Here is a 16,136-nt window from a genome sequence, read left to right as displayed (position 1 = left end):
CTTCAAAGATTGCGCGCAATGACCATGCGCTGAATGTCGCTGGTGCCTTCGTAAATCTGGCAAACCCGAACGTCGCGGTAGATCCGCTCCAGCGGGAAGTCACTCAGATAGCCATAACCGCCCAGGGTCTGCAAGGCGTCCGAACAGACCTTTTCAGCCATTTCCGAGGCAAACAGCTTGGCCATCGACGCTTCTACCAGCGCCGGGCGCCCGGCATCACGCAGTGCGGCAGCATGCAACACCATCTGCCGGGCCACGGCAATTTTCGTAGCCATGTCGGCCAGGCGGAAGGCCACGGCCTGGTGCTCGATCAGCGCCTTGCCAAAGCTTTGCCGCTCGTTGGCATAATCGCGCGCCACTTCGAACGCCGCGCGGGCCATGCCCACGGCCTGCGAGGCAATGCCGATACGGCCGCCTTCCAGGTTGGCCAGGGCGATCTTGTAACCCTCGCCCTCCGCACCCAGGCGGTTAGCCACCGGCACACGCACATTGTCGAAAACGATCTGGCAGGTGTCGGAGGCATGCTGTCCGAGTTTGTCCTCGACCCGCGCCACCTGGTAGCCCGGCGAATCAGTGGGCACGATGAACGCGCTAATACCACGCTTGCCGGCTTCCGGGTCGGTCACGGCAAACACGATCACCACCCCGGCATTCTGCCCGGAAGTAATGAATTGCTTGCTGCCATTGAGCACGTAGTGGTCGCCGTCCAGGCGGGCGCGGGCCTTCAGGCTGCTGGCATCGGAGCCGGCTTGTGGTTCGGTCAGGGCGAAAGCACCGAGCACCGCACCGCTGGCCAGCGGCGTAAGAAACTGCTCTTTCTGCTGCTCGCTGCCAAAGCGCAGGATCGGCACGCAGCCCACCGAGTTGTGCACGCTCATGATCGTCGAACAGGCACCATCACCGGCGGCGATCTCTTCCAGGGCCATGGCGTAGGCCACATAACCGGTGTCGCTGCCACCCCACTGCTCCGGCACCAGCATGCCGAACAGGCCAAGCTCGGCCATCTCGCCGATGGCTTCCTTGGGGAAGCGGTGTTCCTTGTCCCATTGCTCGGCAAACGGTTTCAGGCGCTCCTGGGCGAAGGCACGTACCGCGTCGGCGATCTGTTGTTGCTCGTCAGTTACCAGCATGGTTCACCTCAGTACAGGCACTCGACAGCCATGGCCGTGGCTTCGCCACCGCCGATGCAGATAGCTGCCACACCCCGGCGCAGGTTGTTCTGGCGCAGGGCCGACAGCAGGGTCACCAGAATACGTGCGCCCGAGGCGCCAATCGGGTGGCCCAGTGCGCAGGCGCCGCCGTGGATATTGACCTTGTCATGTGGCAGGTCAAGGTGCTTCATGGCCGCCAGGGTGACCACGGCGAACGCTTCGTTGATCTCGAACAGGTCGACCTCTGCCAGGTTCCAACCGGTACGCTTCATCAGCTTGTCGATGGCGCCGATGGGCGCAGTCGGGAACAACGCCGGGGCATCGGCGAAGGCCGAGTGGCCGTGAATCACTGCCAGCGGCTTGAGGCCACGTTTGCCAGCTTCGGAGCGACGCATCAGCACCAGTGCTGCCGCACCGTCGGAAATCGAACTGGCGTTGGCCGCCGTCACGGTGCCGCCTTCGCGGAAGGCCGGTTTGAGCTGCGGGATCTTGTCCAGGCGCGCCTTGGGCGGCTGCTCGTCGTCCTTGACCACGCGTTTTTCCTTACCCTCGGTTACTTCTACCGGCACGATCTCGGCAGCAAAGCGGCCGCTCTTGATCGCGTCCTGGGCACGGGTCAGCGAGGCAATGGCGAACTGGTCCTGGGCTTCGCGGCTGAAGGCGTTGGCCTGGGCGCAGTCTTCGGCAAAGGTGCCCATCAGGCGGCCTTTGTCGTAGGCGTCTTCAAGGCCATCCATGAACATGTGGTCGATGATCTTGCCGTGGCCCATGCGGTAACCGCCACGGGCCTTGTCCAGCAGGTACGGGGCGTTGGTCATGCTTTCCATGCCACCGGCCACCACTACATCGGCCGTACCGGCCAGCAGCAGGTCATGGGCCATGATCGCCGCCTGCATGCCCGAACCGCACATCTTGTTCAGGGTGGTGCAGGTGGTGTGCTTGTCCAGCCCGGCGCCCAGCGCCGCCTGGCGTGCCGGGGCCTGGCCCTGACCTGCCGGCAGCACGCAACCGAACAGCACCTGCTCGACACTGGCGGCGTCGATGCCGGCACGCTCGACGGCGCCACGGATGGCGGCGCTGCCCAGTTGCGGCGCAGTCAGGCTCTTGAGGTCGCCCTGCAGGCCGCCCATGGGCGTGCGCACGGCGCTGACGATAACGATCGGGTCGTTGGTGAGGGTCATGTTCGCTCTCCTTACTTGGCAGCCATGCGCAGCGCGCCGTCGAGGCGGATCACCTCGCCGTTGAGCATGCTGTTTTCAATGATGTGACGCGCCAGCGCGGCATACTCCTGCGGGCGGCCCAGGCGCGGCGGGAACGGCACGCCAGCCGCCAGCGAAGCGCGCACTTCCTCGGTCATGCCGGCCATCATCGGCGTTTCGAAAATGCCCGGGGCAATGGTCATCACACGGATGCCAAAGCGTGCCAGCTCGCGGGCGGCTGGCAAGGTCAGGCTGGCAATGGCGCCCTTGGAGGCCGCATACGCGGCCTGGCCGATCTGGCCGTCATAAGCGGCAATAGAGGCAGTGTTGATGATCACCCCACGCTCACCGCCATCATCGGCCGGCCCTTCGGCCATGGCCGCAGCCGCCAGGCGCAGCAGGTTGAAGCTGCCGATCAGGTTGACGTTGATGACCTTGGCGAAGCTGGCCAGGCCATGCGGGCCCTGTTTGCCCAGCACCTTTTCGGCACCGACGATGCCGGCGCAGTTGACCAGCCCGTGCAGGCTGCCAAAGGCGCTAACGGCTGCATCGACTGCCGCCTGGGCGGCCTGTTCGTCGCTGATGTCGGCCACCGCGAAGCGGGCATTGTCACCCAGCTCGCGGGCCTTGGCCTCGACGGCCTGGGCATTGAGGTCGACCAGCATGACCTTGGCGCCGGCCTCGACCAGCATCTGCGCGGTGGCAGCGCCCAGCCCGGAGGCCGCGCCGCTGACGATGAAGTGTTTGTTGGCTATCTGCATGATCGGTTTCCTTTCAGGCGCTGGCAGGGGTGGCCTGTTGCGCTTGTTGTTTGGCGACTTCCTGATTGCGCAGGATGAAGCGTTGCAGCTTGCCGCTCGGGGTCTTGGGCAGCTCGCTGACGAATTCGATTTCCCTTGGGTAGGCATGTGCGTACAGGCGCTGGCGCACATGCTGGCGCAGGGTTTCTTCCAGCTGGGCGCAACCGGTGTAGCCGTTGGCCAATACCACAAAGGCCTTGATCAACTCGGTACGCTCGGGGTCTGGTTTGCCGATTACCGCCGCCTCGATCACCGACGGGTGCTCGATCAGCGCGCTTTCCACATCGAACGGGCCAACCCGGTAACCGGAGGTGGTGATCACGTCGTCGCTGCGGCCGACGAAGCTGATACTGCCGTCCTGATTCAGCTCGACGGTGTCACCACTGAGGTAATACTTGCCAACGAAGGCCTTGGTTGGCAGGCCGTGGTAGCCACCGAACCAGCACAGCGGCGACTGCTCACGGTCGACCGCGAGAATGCCTGGCTGGCCGGCGGGTAGCTCGTTGCCCTGCTCGTCCAGCACCACGATGCGGTGGCCGGGGATGGCAAAGCCCGCCGACCCCAGGTGCACCGGATGCGCCAGGGCGTGGTGGTTGCACAGCACCATGCCCAGTTCGGTTTGCCCGTAGTGGTCATGGATAGTCACGCCCAGTTCATCGGCAAACCAGCGGATCACTTCCGGGTTTAGCGGCTCGCCGGCGCTGCTGACCACGCGCAGGCGGCCCTTGATCGGTGCCGCAAAGTCCTTGCCGGCAGCGATCAGCAAGCGATACGCGGTGGGCGATCCGGCCAGGTTGGTGATGCCCAGCTTGTCGATCACTCGCGCGCAGCTTTCGACGCTGAACGGGCCATCGTAGAAGGTGGTGGCATGGCCCAGCGACAGCGGGCCGGTCACGGCGTAGTACAGTCCATAAGCCCAGCCCGGGTCGGCCAGGTTCCAGAAGTTGTCCTCGGGGCGCAGGTCAATGGCATCGCGCATGTAGCCCTGAAACGCCACAATGGCGCGCAGCGGCACTTCCAGCGGTTTGGCCGGGCCGGTGGTGCCGGAGGTGAACATCAGCAGAAACGGGTCATTGCCCGAGCGCATGACCGGTTCGCATGCACCTGCGGCATTTTCCAGGCACTGTTGAAAATCGAGCTCACCGCTGCGCGCCCTGACCGTGATGATGGTCGGGCAGGCGTGAACGTCATCCAGCTTGGCGCGGTTGTGACTGTCGGTAACTACCAGCCGGGCGCCAGACTGCTCCAGGCGGTGCTCAATAGCCTTGGGGCCGAAGGCGGTGAACAGCGGCTGGTACACCGCACCGAGGCGCCAGGTGGCGAGGATGGTGACCAGCAGCTCCGGGGTTCGCGGCATCAGCCCGGCGACCCGGTCGCCGGCGCTCACACCCTGTGCCTTGAGCACATTGGCAAAACGGGCAGCCTGCGCCTTGAGCTGGTCAAAACTGTAACGTGCACTGTTGCCATCACGGTCTTCGTGAATCAGCGCCAGCTTGCCGGCACCGGCATGGCGGTCGCAGCATTCGACACAGGCATTGAGGGCATCGAGGTCGCCATGCAGCGCCGCAGCGGCGGCCTGGGCATGGTCGAACGCACGAGCGGCCTCGGCGTAATCGCGCATCGTCGGACTCCTGGTTTCTTGTTTTTGGAGTGGAACCATCGGTCCAATGATGTTCGCGCCGCCCAGGCCCGGCGACAATGGCCAAAGCTGTCAAAATGGATGACCGGTTTGGCCTCATCGGTTGGTTACACGGGCCGGGCCAGCGCTTCTTTGGTCAGGCGCAAGCTCAATTCACCGAGTGCCCGCGTGCGCGCCTGCTGCAGGTCGCGCGCCTGCTGCAGATAGCCAGGGTCACCTAACGCGGCCTCGTGGCTGCGCTGTGCCTGCTGATGCGCTTCGACAGCCTGCCACTGTGCGAGGAAATCGTCCTCGATGGCGCTATACAGTGAAGGATGGAGTGCTCGTAACGACATGACCCAAAAACCCAGTTTGCTGATAAATGCTGCGCGCTCCTCGCCGGCCTCGGCCGTCAGCACCGAGCTGTAGGCATTGTCCAAGGCCGCGGGGCTGACCTGCGCCAGTTCGCCAAACAGCATGTTGCCTGGCTGACCCAGCAAATTCAGGCGCTGTGACAGGCCTACCCGATAAGCCAGGCTGACCTCCACTTCCTCTTCATCATGCTGACCACGTTCCCACCGCCCATCTGCATACCGCGCATCCATGTCCGCACGGGCGAACTGGTCGACCTGATTCAGGCGGAACAGGCGCTGGGCAAGAATCAGCCGCTGCTTGGCTGTCGCCCCAGGTTCACCATTGTGAGTGAACTCGGCGACGTGCATGCCCACTTCCAGCTGGCTGAAGCAGTGGGCAGCGCTGTCTGCGCACGTTCGTGGATCGCCGGCCAGATCGAACAGGTCACTGCGCACCCGGGCATCATTGCTGGCCGCTGTCACCACGCGCCAGACCCGTCTTCCAGTCTCTTGCGGGGCCACCCTGAAATCAGCGCTTTCCACCAGCTCGTCCAGCAGAGCGAAAAAGGGGTCGCTACCCGCTTCGACGCGCACAGCGTCCCACAGCGCTTCATGAGCTTGGCGCTGGGGGCTTTCGAGGGTGCCGAGCCACCTGTACTTGGAAACCACCGGCTCCAGCTCGACCAGCGTCGGCTGGCCGGGGTGCGCAGGATTACGCAGCCGGTCCATGACGTCGGCCGACAGCGGGTTGCCCGATAAGATGAGTAGTTGCCGACGCGGCACCGGCGAATCGATCAGCGCCTGTGGCAGGCCGCTGATCTGGTTATTGCGCAGGTCGATGTAGGTCAGTTGCTCACAAAGCTCCAGCCCTTCAGGCATCTCCGCCAGGCCGACGCGGCGCAAGCTCAAGGTTTCCAGGCTGCGTAAAGCGCCTATTTGCAAGGTAGCCCGGTCCAACGGGTTGTCGCTGAGGTTGAGGTTGCGCAGCCCGGTAAGCACTGCCAGTACTGCTGCCTGGGCCTCATCGAGACGGATATGGTTACCGGCCAGGTTCAGCTCGCGCAGCTGACTGAGGTTTTCCAGGCCTGCAGGCAACGCTTGCAATTCGTTGAACGCGAGGTTGAGTACCTGAACGTTTGGAAAAAACGAAAGAAACGCTGGAGGCAAAGCGCTCAGGCGCAGGTTGATCAGCGTCAACTGATCGATATGACCAAAGTCCGTGCCCGGCGGCAGAGCAGGCAATTCGCCCAAAGCGATCGAAACCAGCGACAGATGTGCATCCCTGCCCCGCTGCGGCCGGGCAGGCAGGCGATAGGTCTCCATTCGCCAGGCGCGCTGGAACTCGCGGCACGCTTGCACGCGTTGCTCACGCACGTGCGTGCTGGCATGCCGCGCCCAGGCGTTGAGCTGTTGCGTCAGCTGGTCATATTCAAGTTCCAGGCGCAGCAATGAACTGAACGGTGAAGCGGTATGCTGGTACAGCAAGTCCAGGTAATGCTCGGTCTGCGCTTCGTTCAAGCTCGGATAGAGCGCGTGGATGCGGCGGCGCATCACGCATTCAGGCGATTCCAGGCACGACAGTACCGGGCCGAGCGGGTAACCCACACGGCCGTCGTCCAGCCGCTGCAAGCTAGCGCCAAGCGGTCTGGCTTCACGCCAGCCAAGTAAGGCCAGCAAGGCCTTGGGTTGCGTGGGTAACCAGGCTTGCACCTGCGCCCGAATCAGCTGTGGTGCATCGTCGGCAACCCACTGCATACGGCGCAGGTACGCCGGGGAAAGGCAGGCTGCCAGGACTTCGAACAAGCCTTGCGGCTGCGCGATCTCAACGCCGCTGCGCCTGCCAGCCTGGTCGTAAAGCTCGAAGCGCCCGGCTGAGCGCACCAGGTGCAGGCTTTGCGCAACCTGACCGAACGCCGGCAGCAAGCGCTCCAGTACAGGGCCGCTGGATGAGCGCTGGTGGAGCACCAGGTCGACCTGATCGGCAGCGAGCCCCTGACGTTGTAACAGTCGAAACACCACGCTAACAACATCGTCGCTGTAGCTGTCCTGCAGGCATACCGCTTCACGCAGGCGCGTCAGCCGCGCCTGCTGCTGCAGCAAGCGCGCCGGCAGGGCCAATGCCAAGGGCATGCGCGAAGTGTTGTGCATGGTCGAGCGCATCTCACTGGTAGCAGCCTTGAGAATATCCAGTGCATACGCCTTGGGCAGGTGGGGAAAATGGCGCTTGAACAACGGCCACAGCGGGTCATCCGGTAAGTACTGCTCGGCGAAATGAGCCAGCATCGCCTCGCGCAAGTGACCCGCTTGGGCCATGACCCGGGTAGTTTGCTCAGCCACCGCGTCAGGCGGCACGCCAAGCTGCTGGCTACACCAATCCAGCCGGGCGGCATAGTCACTGCCCTCGCCCGACCCGTTGAAAAATGCCTGATTCTGCCCATGCACCGCGAAGCGCTCCAGCGTGTCACGCAACGTCACAGGTAACGGCAGGCATTCGACCGCCAGCTGTCGCAGTTTCGCGTCGTCTGCACCGGCAACCTGCAGTACCTGCGCCACCTGCTCATCAGACAGTGCTCTGGCCGCTGGCCACAGGCGCGCCAGCAGGGGCGCGCTGCCTTGCCACTGTTGTGGGCGATCCAGGCTCAGCCACCAGCCGCGCTCCCCATTACCGCGCAGAAGCGGGCCGAAGACCTGTGGCCCATCGCGGTGCAGCAAGCGCCAACCGCCCTTGCTGTCCTGATAGACGCCATAGAACTTGCCCTCATGGTGCCACCACAGCGCCTCGTCACCGCTGAATAACCCGTCATGGCGCTCTGTCAATTTCACGCCGGTTGGTACCTGCCGATAGGTCGCCAGCTCGCGCGACCATAATTTTTCTGTTCCGTGCTCGGTAGTCACAGGCTCCAGGGTTTCGACGAAAGTGCTGCGCAGGGTACTCGCAGCCAGCGACGCCGCGCCGGCCGCTGCAACCGTGCCGGCTACTGCCAGCAAGTGCTGCAGGGCTTCGTGCTGGTGCTCTTGGGCCCAATCGCTGACACCTTCATAAACGTGCCCCAGCACCTGCCTCCCCAGATCCGCCAATAGCAAAGTCCCTACCACCGGCACAAACAGACCTGCCAGGTTCAACAGGCCGATACCTGCAGCGGCCAGGCTGGCCAACCGCTGCGCAGACGCTTCGCTGTCAGCCTGGGCCGACGGCACCACCAGAAATAACGCATCCTGCTTGATCCGACGCACCTGCCAAGTGGCCATGTCAGTGAACCACTTTCCGGTCACTGGGGCCCGGCCTGGCTGCAGGTCAGGCCGCGAATCGCTCAAGCGTGCAGCCAACAGCGCCTGAAACCTTGCCCTGTCAGCCAATGCAATGCGCTGCAACAAGGCCTGCCTGGAGGGCGCCTGCGTCAATTCACTTGCCAGGGTCTGATTAATAGCCTGCCAGTTGGCAAATCGGCGTAATGGCGCGGCGCCGACGCCCGGCAGGTAAATGATCATAGCTTTGAGCCGATCAGGCGGCCCCACAGGGAAGTCACCCTGGCGCAGGGTGGGTACCAGCAACTCGAATGCCAGCGCACCGTCCACCCGGCTACCAAGAATTTCCAGCATCTTGGTCCGCACCAGCAGGCCCTGGGGATGAAGGGCAGGTTTGTCCTCGCTGACCAAGCGTAACGCCACGCTGTCGGCGCTGTTCAGGTGCCCTTTAAGACTGGCCAGCTCGATGGCTAGCGCCAGCTCCCGGCACTTGTCCTGTGCCAGCGCAGCCACTACGGCCGGGCCCAGAACCTGGGCAAGGTGCGTCTGGTAAGCCGCCCCAGCGTCGACTTTCCGGCAAACGTCAACCACGTCAGCGATCTTGCTGGTCAATACCGTGGCGGCTTGTTCGCCAGCCGCTTGCGGCCCAAGCACCACCGTCTGTGCGGCGAAGGTCTCGCCTGCAGTGAAATTCTGCAAAAGTTTCTGCAGCAACGGCTCGTAGACGAAACGTGTTTCGAAATCCGGCGGCAACAAACCCGGAATGGGCTGAAACGGGCGCTGTATGACCTTAAGACGCGCTTCACGCCAGACCGCTTTGTCCAGCTCGACGGCCTGCCCCAACCGGGCTGCGATCGCCGGCTGCAATAGCTGTTGGGCAAATTGCCCCGGCGGCTGCAAGCGGCCGCTGAGACGGGCGATCTGTTGCTGGCTTCGCAAATGCTCGGTGACACAGCCTTGCAGACGTTTGACCTGCTGCGCACTTGCGCTGGCCAGCCAGTCGGGCAGATGAGTGGCAATAAAGCCATTGCCAGGGTATGGGGAGGTGAACTGGCGCTTGGCGGAACACATGGGCAAGGGTCCTATCGGGTTGTAAGGCCCTCCACCATGATCAGCCCACCTCGACGCCAGCAGCAGGAATGCTTGCCCGGGGCGGTCGAGCCGCCGGGCAAGCACCTTGATCGCCGTATGCACGGCGCCCCTCGCGGCTAGTCGACGTTGCCAGTCCTGCCTTCCAGAATTTCCTTGGTGTACTCCACGATCATCTTGATGCGCTCCGCTGTCCGCGCATACTCAAGCTCGTCCCAGGTTGCCTGAGCCTCCGGCGCGCCCGCGCCCTGCCCAGCCTCTGCAGTCAGGGCGTCGGCCATGTCCGCGTAGCGCGTGTCCAGCGCCTCGAAGCGCAGTTGATGCTGGCTTTCCACCCAGCCGCTCCAGAAACTGTGCAACGCCAGAAACTCCGCTTGCGCTTCGACAGTTTCGGCCTCCCGCACAAAGGTGCGGGCCGCCTCAAGCTGTGCAGCACTGACATTGGCAAGCTCGCCATACCTGATCGAGGTCGGTTGGCCTGGCAAGTTCATTTCCTGCGCCAGCGCCACGGTGTAGCTGAGTTTGACCTCTATCGGGTCAAGCAACCGGTGCACGCTCTGACGCGTGGCAATATCCATGCGCACAAATGTCTGCAGTCTTTCCAGCCGGAACAAGCCGAGCCCCAGTTGCAGTAATGCCGTTTGCTTGTCGCCGCTGACGCGGCTGGCCTGGGCGACGAGTGCTTGCAGGCGCATGTCGCTGAAGCGCTCGGCAATGCTGTCGGCACAGGTTGTTTCTTCTTCGGCGAGGGCCACAACCCGGGCCAGCAGGTCGGTATCCTCATCCAACGCCTCTAGCAGTGCCCACACCTGAAGGGTAAGGTCGGCACGATGCCGCTCGTAGTCCCTGGTATTTTGCAACGCTTGCAAGACGTGCAGCACGCGTTCCCGACCCGGCACGCCGAACAACCGCAGCCACCGTTCCCGCTGCGCTTGGGTGGCAGTCTCGCCCAACCACAGTTGCCGTGCCGGGACTTGCGCTTGCATTGCAGTGACGGCATGCGCCACATGCGCAGGCGGCGCATGCAAGCCGGCCCACTGTTGGGCAGCTATGGGATTGTGCTGCACATGAAAAGCCATACGAAACGCGTACGGCATTTGCAAGATAGCCTGGGGCACCTCTGCAATCTGGTTGCAGCGCAGGTCCGCCATATTCAACTCGGCGCAGCGTTCAAGCCCTGCTGGCCATTCCAACAACCTGCAGTTTCGCAGGTACAACGTTTGCAGCCGCGGCGCCTGGTTGAAGCGCAACGTCAGGTGCTGCAAGGGGTTGGCGCTCAGGTCCAGCTCGGTCAGATGCTGCAACCCCCTCAGGGTTTCGATACCCCGTACGTTCATGCGGATGCAGTTGTACGACAGCTGCAGGCTCTCAAGGTTGACCAGATGCTGCAGCCCGGTCGGCACGCGGTGCAGATGGTTTCTGGAAAAATTAAGCCTGCGCACTTCGCTGAAGCAGCTGAAAAACTCATTGGGCTCAACCACCAGCGGGGTGTTGATCATCACCAGAGTGGTGACAAAGTTGAAGTCAATGGACTCTGCCAGCTCTGGCAAGCTGCTGACCTGAAAACCGCTCAGGTCAAGAATTCTTCCGCCCAACTGTGCATGCATCGTGTCCAGCGGCAATTGTCGACGCCAAGCCTGACGCAAGCGGGCGGCCAACATCCGCCGCGCTGCCACTTCGCTGGGCCGGGCGTAGGCGATCCACTCGTTCATACGGTGGTTGAGCAATCGGAAGTTATCTTCCTCGAAAAGCATCGCTGCGAAGGGGTCGTCGCTGCGGCTGATCCTGTGCAGGTGCTCATCGATTTCTACTTCACTGTTGCCGTGGTAGAGGTTGCGCAGCCGCATGCGCAATTGCCCCTGGTAGTTCCGGGTGGTCGACTGCTGCCCGCCCAGCAGGTAGCCCACGCGCCCGTCTGGCAAACGTTGCCCTGGGTTGAACCAACCTTGCTGCTGCCGCCAACCGAGGCGATTGAGCAATTGTGCGGGCGTAGCCGGTATCGCCCGAACAACCCTCTGGCGTAGGTCGCTGGCCGGGTTGACAGGGTCAAGCCTCAAGCGCTTTTGCTGCTCGGCCGTGAGTACAGCGGCTAAAGCGGCGAATACATCGTCCGTGGCTTCAAACTGTGCATCGAGCACCTCGCCACGGTAATCGTAGAGTTTGAACAGGCCTTGGGCGCGCACCAGAATCACCGCAGTCGCCTCCGGCGCTTGCGAATTGAGGACCGCTGTCAGTTGGCCCGAGGCCGTTCTGGCACGTAATTCCAGGCGCCGTCCGAACGACCAGTTCGCCAGCTGTGGCAACAGCCGCAACAACAGTTCACCACTTTCGCTGCTGTACGCGTTGCGCAGCATCAGGCCTTGTTGGGCCCGGCTCAACCTGGCCATCTGCAGCAACCCACGGGCTTTTTTCGCAACCGACAGCGGAAGCCGCTGGAGCAGTTCGATCCGCTGCCGTTGTTCGCCCGTAACCGCGTTAGCCAGCTCCAAGGCATAATCCACAGGCAAACCGGGAAAGTCGCGCAGCAGCACGCCTGCTACCCGGTCATCGGTCTTCGGCTGCGGGGTCAGATGGGCAAACAAGCCTTCACGCAAGGCCGAGCCCTGCTCGACAATTGCGGCAGGCAGCTTGGCGTCTGCGATGCCCGCAAACTGAGGTAGTTGCCTGCAGTACGCGAGCAGTTCTCCATCGGGCTCTGCTGCCGCGTCGTCAAGCGCGACGAAGAACGCTTGCAGCCGTCGATCTGCCGCGAAACGGCGCAAAGCGTCGCGCAGGTTAGCCGGCAAGGGGCGGTTATCGACCAGAATGCCACGCAACTCGTCAACATCGCTGCCCGCTGCCTGCAAGATCGTCTGGGCCCACTGCGTGTCCAGTGGTTGTGCCTGTGGCCACAGCCGGTTGAGCATCTGCGCGGCATCGGCCCAACCCGCCGGTTGCTCTACTGGCAAATGCCAGTAGCGCTCGCCGTTGTACGCCAGCGCTGGCCCATAGGCTCCTTCACGCAGTGGATGACGCAAGCGCCAGCCGCCCTGTGCCTGGGGCTGCTGAAGCGCATAGTAATTATCGGCGATGCGCAGCCAGTGCCGTTGATCAGTGCTGTAGAGGCCTCGCTCGTCGAGCTGCGCAGGCTGCGCACGGGTGGCATATACCGTCAGGTCGTCGTGCCAGAGTCGTGCGCCACCTGCGTCCAGGCTGACCGGTACCAGGCCGTCGACGAATGCGCTGCGCTGTACCAGCCGCACAGCGGCCCCGGCACCCGCCACCGCACCCACGGTGATGGCTGCGCCCGCTACAATTTGCGCAACCCCGAGCAAATGTTGCAGGGCCTCGTGGTCATGCCCCGCCGCCCAGTCGGCCATCCCTTCGTAGGTATGCGAGCAGACCTGCCGGAGTAGATCAGCCAGCAATGCCGCCCCCACCAGCGGCACGAAGAACCCTGCCAGGCTGGCCAGGGTCCAGCCTGCCGAACCCCAGGCCGCCAGGCGTTCCTGGCTGGCCTTGGCGTCGGCATCCGCGGTGGGCACCAACAGCACCCGTGCATCTTGCTTGGCGCGGTCAACCTGCGCTGTCACCCAGCGCTCGCAGATAGCGTCATGCCCCGCTTCGCCCTCCACTGCGAGGTCTGGTTGGGCATCCGCCAGGCGCAGTGCCAGCTGGTCAAGAAATGCCTTGCGATCAGATAGCGCCACTCGCTGGCTAAAAGTAGCCAGGTACTGCGCTGTCGATAGCTGGCGTACCAGCTCCTGCTCCAAGGCAAGCTTGCTGGCATAGCGACGCAACGGGCAAGCGGAGCCATCGGCCAGGTAGACAATCACCCCTAGGTCACTGTCATCCGCACCACGCAACTGGATGCACAACGCCTCGTGCACGGTGTAACCGAGCAGGCTCATCAGCCCAGGGTATGCGGTTACAGCGGCGGGCGCCTGCTGCTGATCCTGCTGGCTGCTGGCTGCTGGATCGAAGCACGCCTGCAGCGCTGCTTGAGTCGACAGGTCGATCTGCCCATGCATCAGCGCCAGTTGCATCGCAAGCGCCAGCGCGGCCAGTTTGTCCTCCACCAGCAGCGCCCGGTGCCGGGTGAAATGGTCGGCGAGCAGGGCCTGGTACCTGGCCCCCGCATCCAGGTGGCGGCAAGCGTCTACCAGCGCATCGACATCGTCCGATACCAACGTTTGCGTGGCGGGGTCGTATAGGCCGCTGCCGTCCAGTGGTGTGGCGCCAGCGGCGAAGTTCTGCATCAAGCGTGATAACGCAGGGCTCGGCTTGTAGCTGTACTGCAGATGCGGCAGCGAGACGCCAAGCAGCTCCACTTCTTTGTCGCGCCACTGCAACCTGTCAAGCGATTCGCCTGGCGGGAGGAAGCGGCTCAAGGCCTGGGTCAACTCACTGACAGCAAACTGTTGCAGGGAAGCAACCGGTTGCATGGCGGCCTGCACGCGCTGCTGGCTGACGTTGTGTGCGGCGATCAAGCGGCGCAGATCGGCAATCTGGCCTGGTGTCGCTTTTCTCAACCAACCTGGCAAGCGCTGCAAGATGAAGCGGTCGGTGGCACGCTGCTCGTCTTCCAGGCGGTAGACGAGGGGCGTGGGTGAAGCGGCAAACTGACGCATGGGCTGAGCTCTGATTGGCGGGACGAGCCGCACAATCTTTCACCGAACCGCCCGGACAGTCAGGGGGAACTGCCACACCGGCGACGCCTTCAAGGCCTGCTCACCGCCGGCTGCGGGCCTGGCTTTGCTCGCGATACTGCCCCGGGTTGCAACCAAACCATTTGCGAAACGCCTTGTAGAATGAGCTGCTGTCGGCAAACCCCAAGCGCTCGGCGATTTCAGCCATGCCCGGTTGTGCCTGGCCCAACCAGGCGATGGCGAGTTCGCGCCGGACGCTGTCTTTCAGGCCCTGATAAGACTGCCCTTCTTCTGCCAGGCGGCGACGCAAGGTGGACGGTGACAGGCACAGCCGCCGTGCCAGGCTGTCAGTATCGGGCCAGCGCCCAGGGTCGAGGCCCAGCAGATCGCTGCGGATACGCAAACCCAGGCTGGCCGGATCGCGGTATTTCACCAAAATGTTGCCCGGCGCTTCGGCCAGAAAGCGCTGCAGCTCACCTTCGCTGCGCCGGGTTGGCTGGTCGAGGCCGTCTGCGGCCATGACCAGGCGCGTCAATGGGCGCTCGAAGTGCAGGTTATCGGAGAACATCACCCGATAATCGCCGCAGAACGGCGGCGCACTGCAGCGCAGGTCGATGGCCAATATCGGCAGGCGTCGCCCGGCCAACCAGCACGCCACGCCATGCACGATCATCCAGAAGGTGAAATAGGTGAACGCCCGGCGCGGTTCGTCACGCGGCTCGTTGATCACGATTTCGGCCAGGCCCTGCTGACACACCAGGGCAGGGTGCAGGTCCTCAAGCATCAACGACAGGAATGCCAGGGCCGTTTCAAGGCTGGCGCCCAGGGTGGGTTGCGCCATGCTGGCCCGGCACATGAATGCCAGGCTGCCAGTGCGCAGACCGCGCGGGTCCATGGCAAAAAACTCATCGTTGCAACGCCGCGCCAATAGCCGCCAGAGCCGGGCATAGGCCTGGGCCGGGACGCGTGCCTCGGCCAGGTGGAGCTGGTCGGCGTCGATACCAGCGCGCGCCAGCAAGCCACGGTCGGGCTCGCCGGCCGGGCAGGTTTGCAACAATGCTTCACGCACCAGGTGCATGGATATGGTGTCTTTTGCGCTCATCGCCCACCCTGCCGGCTTGATCCCGGGCATTTGCAGCCACCTTGGAAAAGCGTCATCAGAGGGCCGCCGCCAGACCAAGAAAGGCCTGGATCAAGCGCAGTTCGCGACGCCGCACAAGGCACCCGACCAGATGCTGGTTGACCAGCCCCTGCCCAGCCAGCGGTCGGGCGACCACCCGCGGGTCACTGGCTACCTCGGTGGACGACACCACGCCGATGCCCAACTGCGAGGCTACCGCCTCGGTGACCGCTTCACGGCTGTCCAGCTCCAGCAGCACGCGCGGCTGCACCGTCGCCGCCACACAGGCTTTGTCGAAGGTGCGGCGGGTGGTGGAGCTTGGCTCTCGCAGGACCATGATCTGCTGATGCAGCGCAGCCAGCGGCAGATCGCCCTGCTCTGCCGCCCAAGGGTGCCCGGCTGGCAGCAAGGCGCACAGCCGGGACTGGCAAAGGCTCTGCAGGTACAAGCCCTTGCGCGGTTCGATCTCGGTCAGCACGGCGACATCGGCATGTTCACCCAGTAGCGCGGCCAGCGTTTCCTGGGCATTGCCCAGCCGCAGGTTGACGGTAATGCCAGGGTACCGCTCGCGCAGTATCGCCAGCATGGGCATAACCCGATGCGGGCCGTCGGCTGCCACTTCAAGGCGCCCGGTGAGCAACTGCCGGTTGGCTTCGAGCATGGCTTGCGCCTCATCTGCCAGGCTGAACATGGCCCGCGTGATGGCGGCCAGGCGGGTGCCCTCCTCGGTCAGCTCCACCCGTCGCGCCGTGCGCCGCAGCAGGGTGATCTGATAATGCTCCTCCAGCGCCTTGATATGCCCGGTCACTGCCGGCTGGCTGATGAACAGACGGCCCGCAGCACGGGTAAAGCTGCCCTCACGGGCCACAGCGTCGAAAGCGCGCAACTGGAAAAGGTTCATTGGCATAGGCCTGGCTAATGCTCGGATAACT

At 63.6% G+C, this 16,136-nt stretch carries 8 protein-coding genes; all 8 read right to left on the bottom strand.

The window, feature by feature from the left end; genetic code table 11:
• Nucleotides 1-2: 2 nt before the first annotated feature.
• The 8 genes from ACIP02_RS23355 to ACIP02_RS23320 all read right to left on the bottom strand — a co-directional run bounded on the left by ACIP02_RS23355 (nucleotide 3) and on the right by ACIP02_RS23320 (nucleotide 16,105).
• A complete protein-coding gene (locus ACIP02_RS23355) occupies nucleotides 3-1,130 on the bottom strand; it encodes an acyl-CoA dehydrogenase (RefSeq protein WP_400621214.1) in 1,128 nt (375 codons plus the stop codon).
• Nucleotides 1,131-1,138: 8 nt separating this feature from the next.
• Nucleotides 1,139-2,332 (bottom strand): acetyl-CoA C-acyltransferase, encoded by a 1,194-nt coding sequence (locus ACIP02_RS23350; RefSeq protein WP_400621211.1) that lies wholly within the window; start codon nucleotides 2,330-2,332, stop codon nucleotides 1,139-1,141.
• 11 nt (nucleotides 2,333-2,343) lie between these two features.
• Complete coding sequence (locus ACIP02_RS23345; protein ID WP_400621208.1) at nucleotides 2,344-3,111, bottom strand: SDR family NAD(P)-dependent oxidoreductase; 768 nt, start codon at nucleotides 3,109-3,111, stop codon at nucleotides 2,344-2,346.
• 13 nt (nucleotides 3,112-3,124) lie between these two features.
• A complete protein-coding gene (locus ACIP02_RS23340) occupies nucleotides 3,125-4,771 on the bottom strand; it encodes an acyl-CoA synthetase (protein ID WP_400621206.1) in 1,647 nt (548 codons plus the stop codon).
• A gap of 125 nt (nucleotides 4,772-4,896) precedes the next feature.
• Nucleotides 4,897-9,438: an NEL-type E3 ubiquitin ligase domain-containing protein gene (locus ACIP02_RS23335; protein ID WP_400621203.1), complete on the bottom strand. Its 4,542-nt coding sequence runs from the start codon at nucleotides 9,436-9,438 to the stop codon at nucleotides 4,897-4,899.
• Between the two features lie 137 nt (nucleotides 9,439-9,575).
• Nucleotides 9,576-14,066, bottom strand: coding sequence for an NEL-type E3 ubiquitin ligase domain-containing protein (locus tag ACIP02_RS23330; protein ID WP_400621201.1), 4,491 nt, complete (start codon nucleotides 14,064-14,066; stop codon nucleotides 9,576-9,578).
• A 100-nt stretch (nucleotides 14,067-14,166) separates the two neighbouring features.
• On the bottom strand, nucleotides 14,167-15,186 hold the full coding sequence (locus ACIP02_RS23325; protein ID WP_400621198.1) for an AraC family transcriptional regulator: 1,020 nt from the start codon (nucleotides 15,184-15,186) through the stop codon (nucleotides 14,167-14,169).
• Between the two features lie 55 nt (nucleotides 15,187-15,241).
• A complete protein-coding gene (locus ACIP02_RS23320; protein ID WP_400621195.1) occupies nucleotides 15,242-16,105 on the bottom strand; it encodes a LysR substrate-binding domain-containing protein in 864 nt (287 codons plus the stop codon).
• Between the last annotated feature and the right edge of the window lie 31 nt (nucleotides 16,106-16,136).

It is taken from the genome of Pseudomonas sp. NPDC089408, from assembly GCF_044749445.1.
Classification (GTDB): Bacteria; Pseudomonadota; Gammaproteobacteria; order Pseudomonadales; family Pseudomonadaceae; genus Aquipseudomonas.
This window is presented reverse-complemented; position numbering and strand designations above follow the sequence as displayed.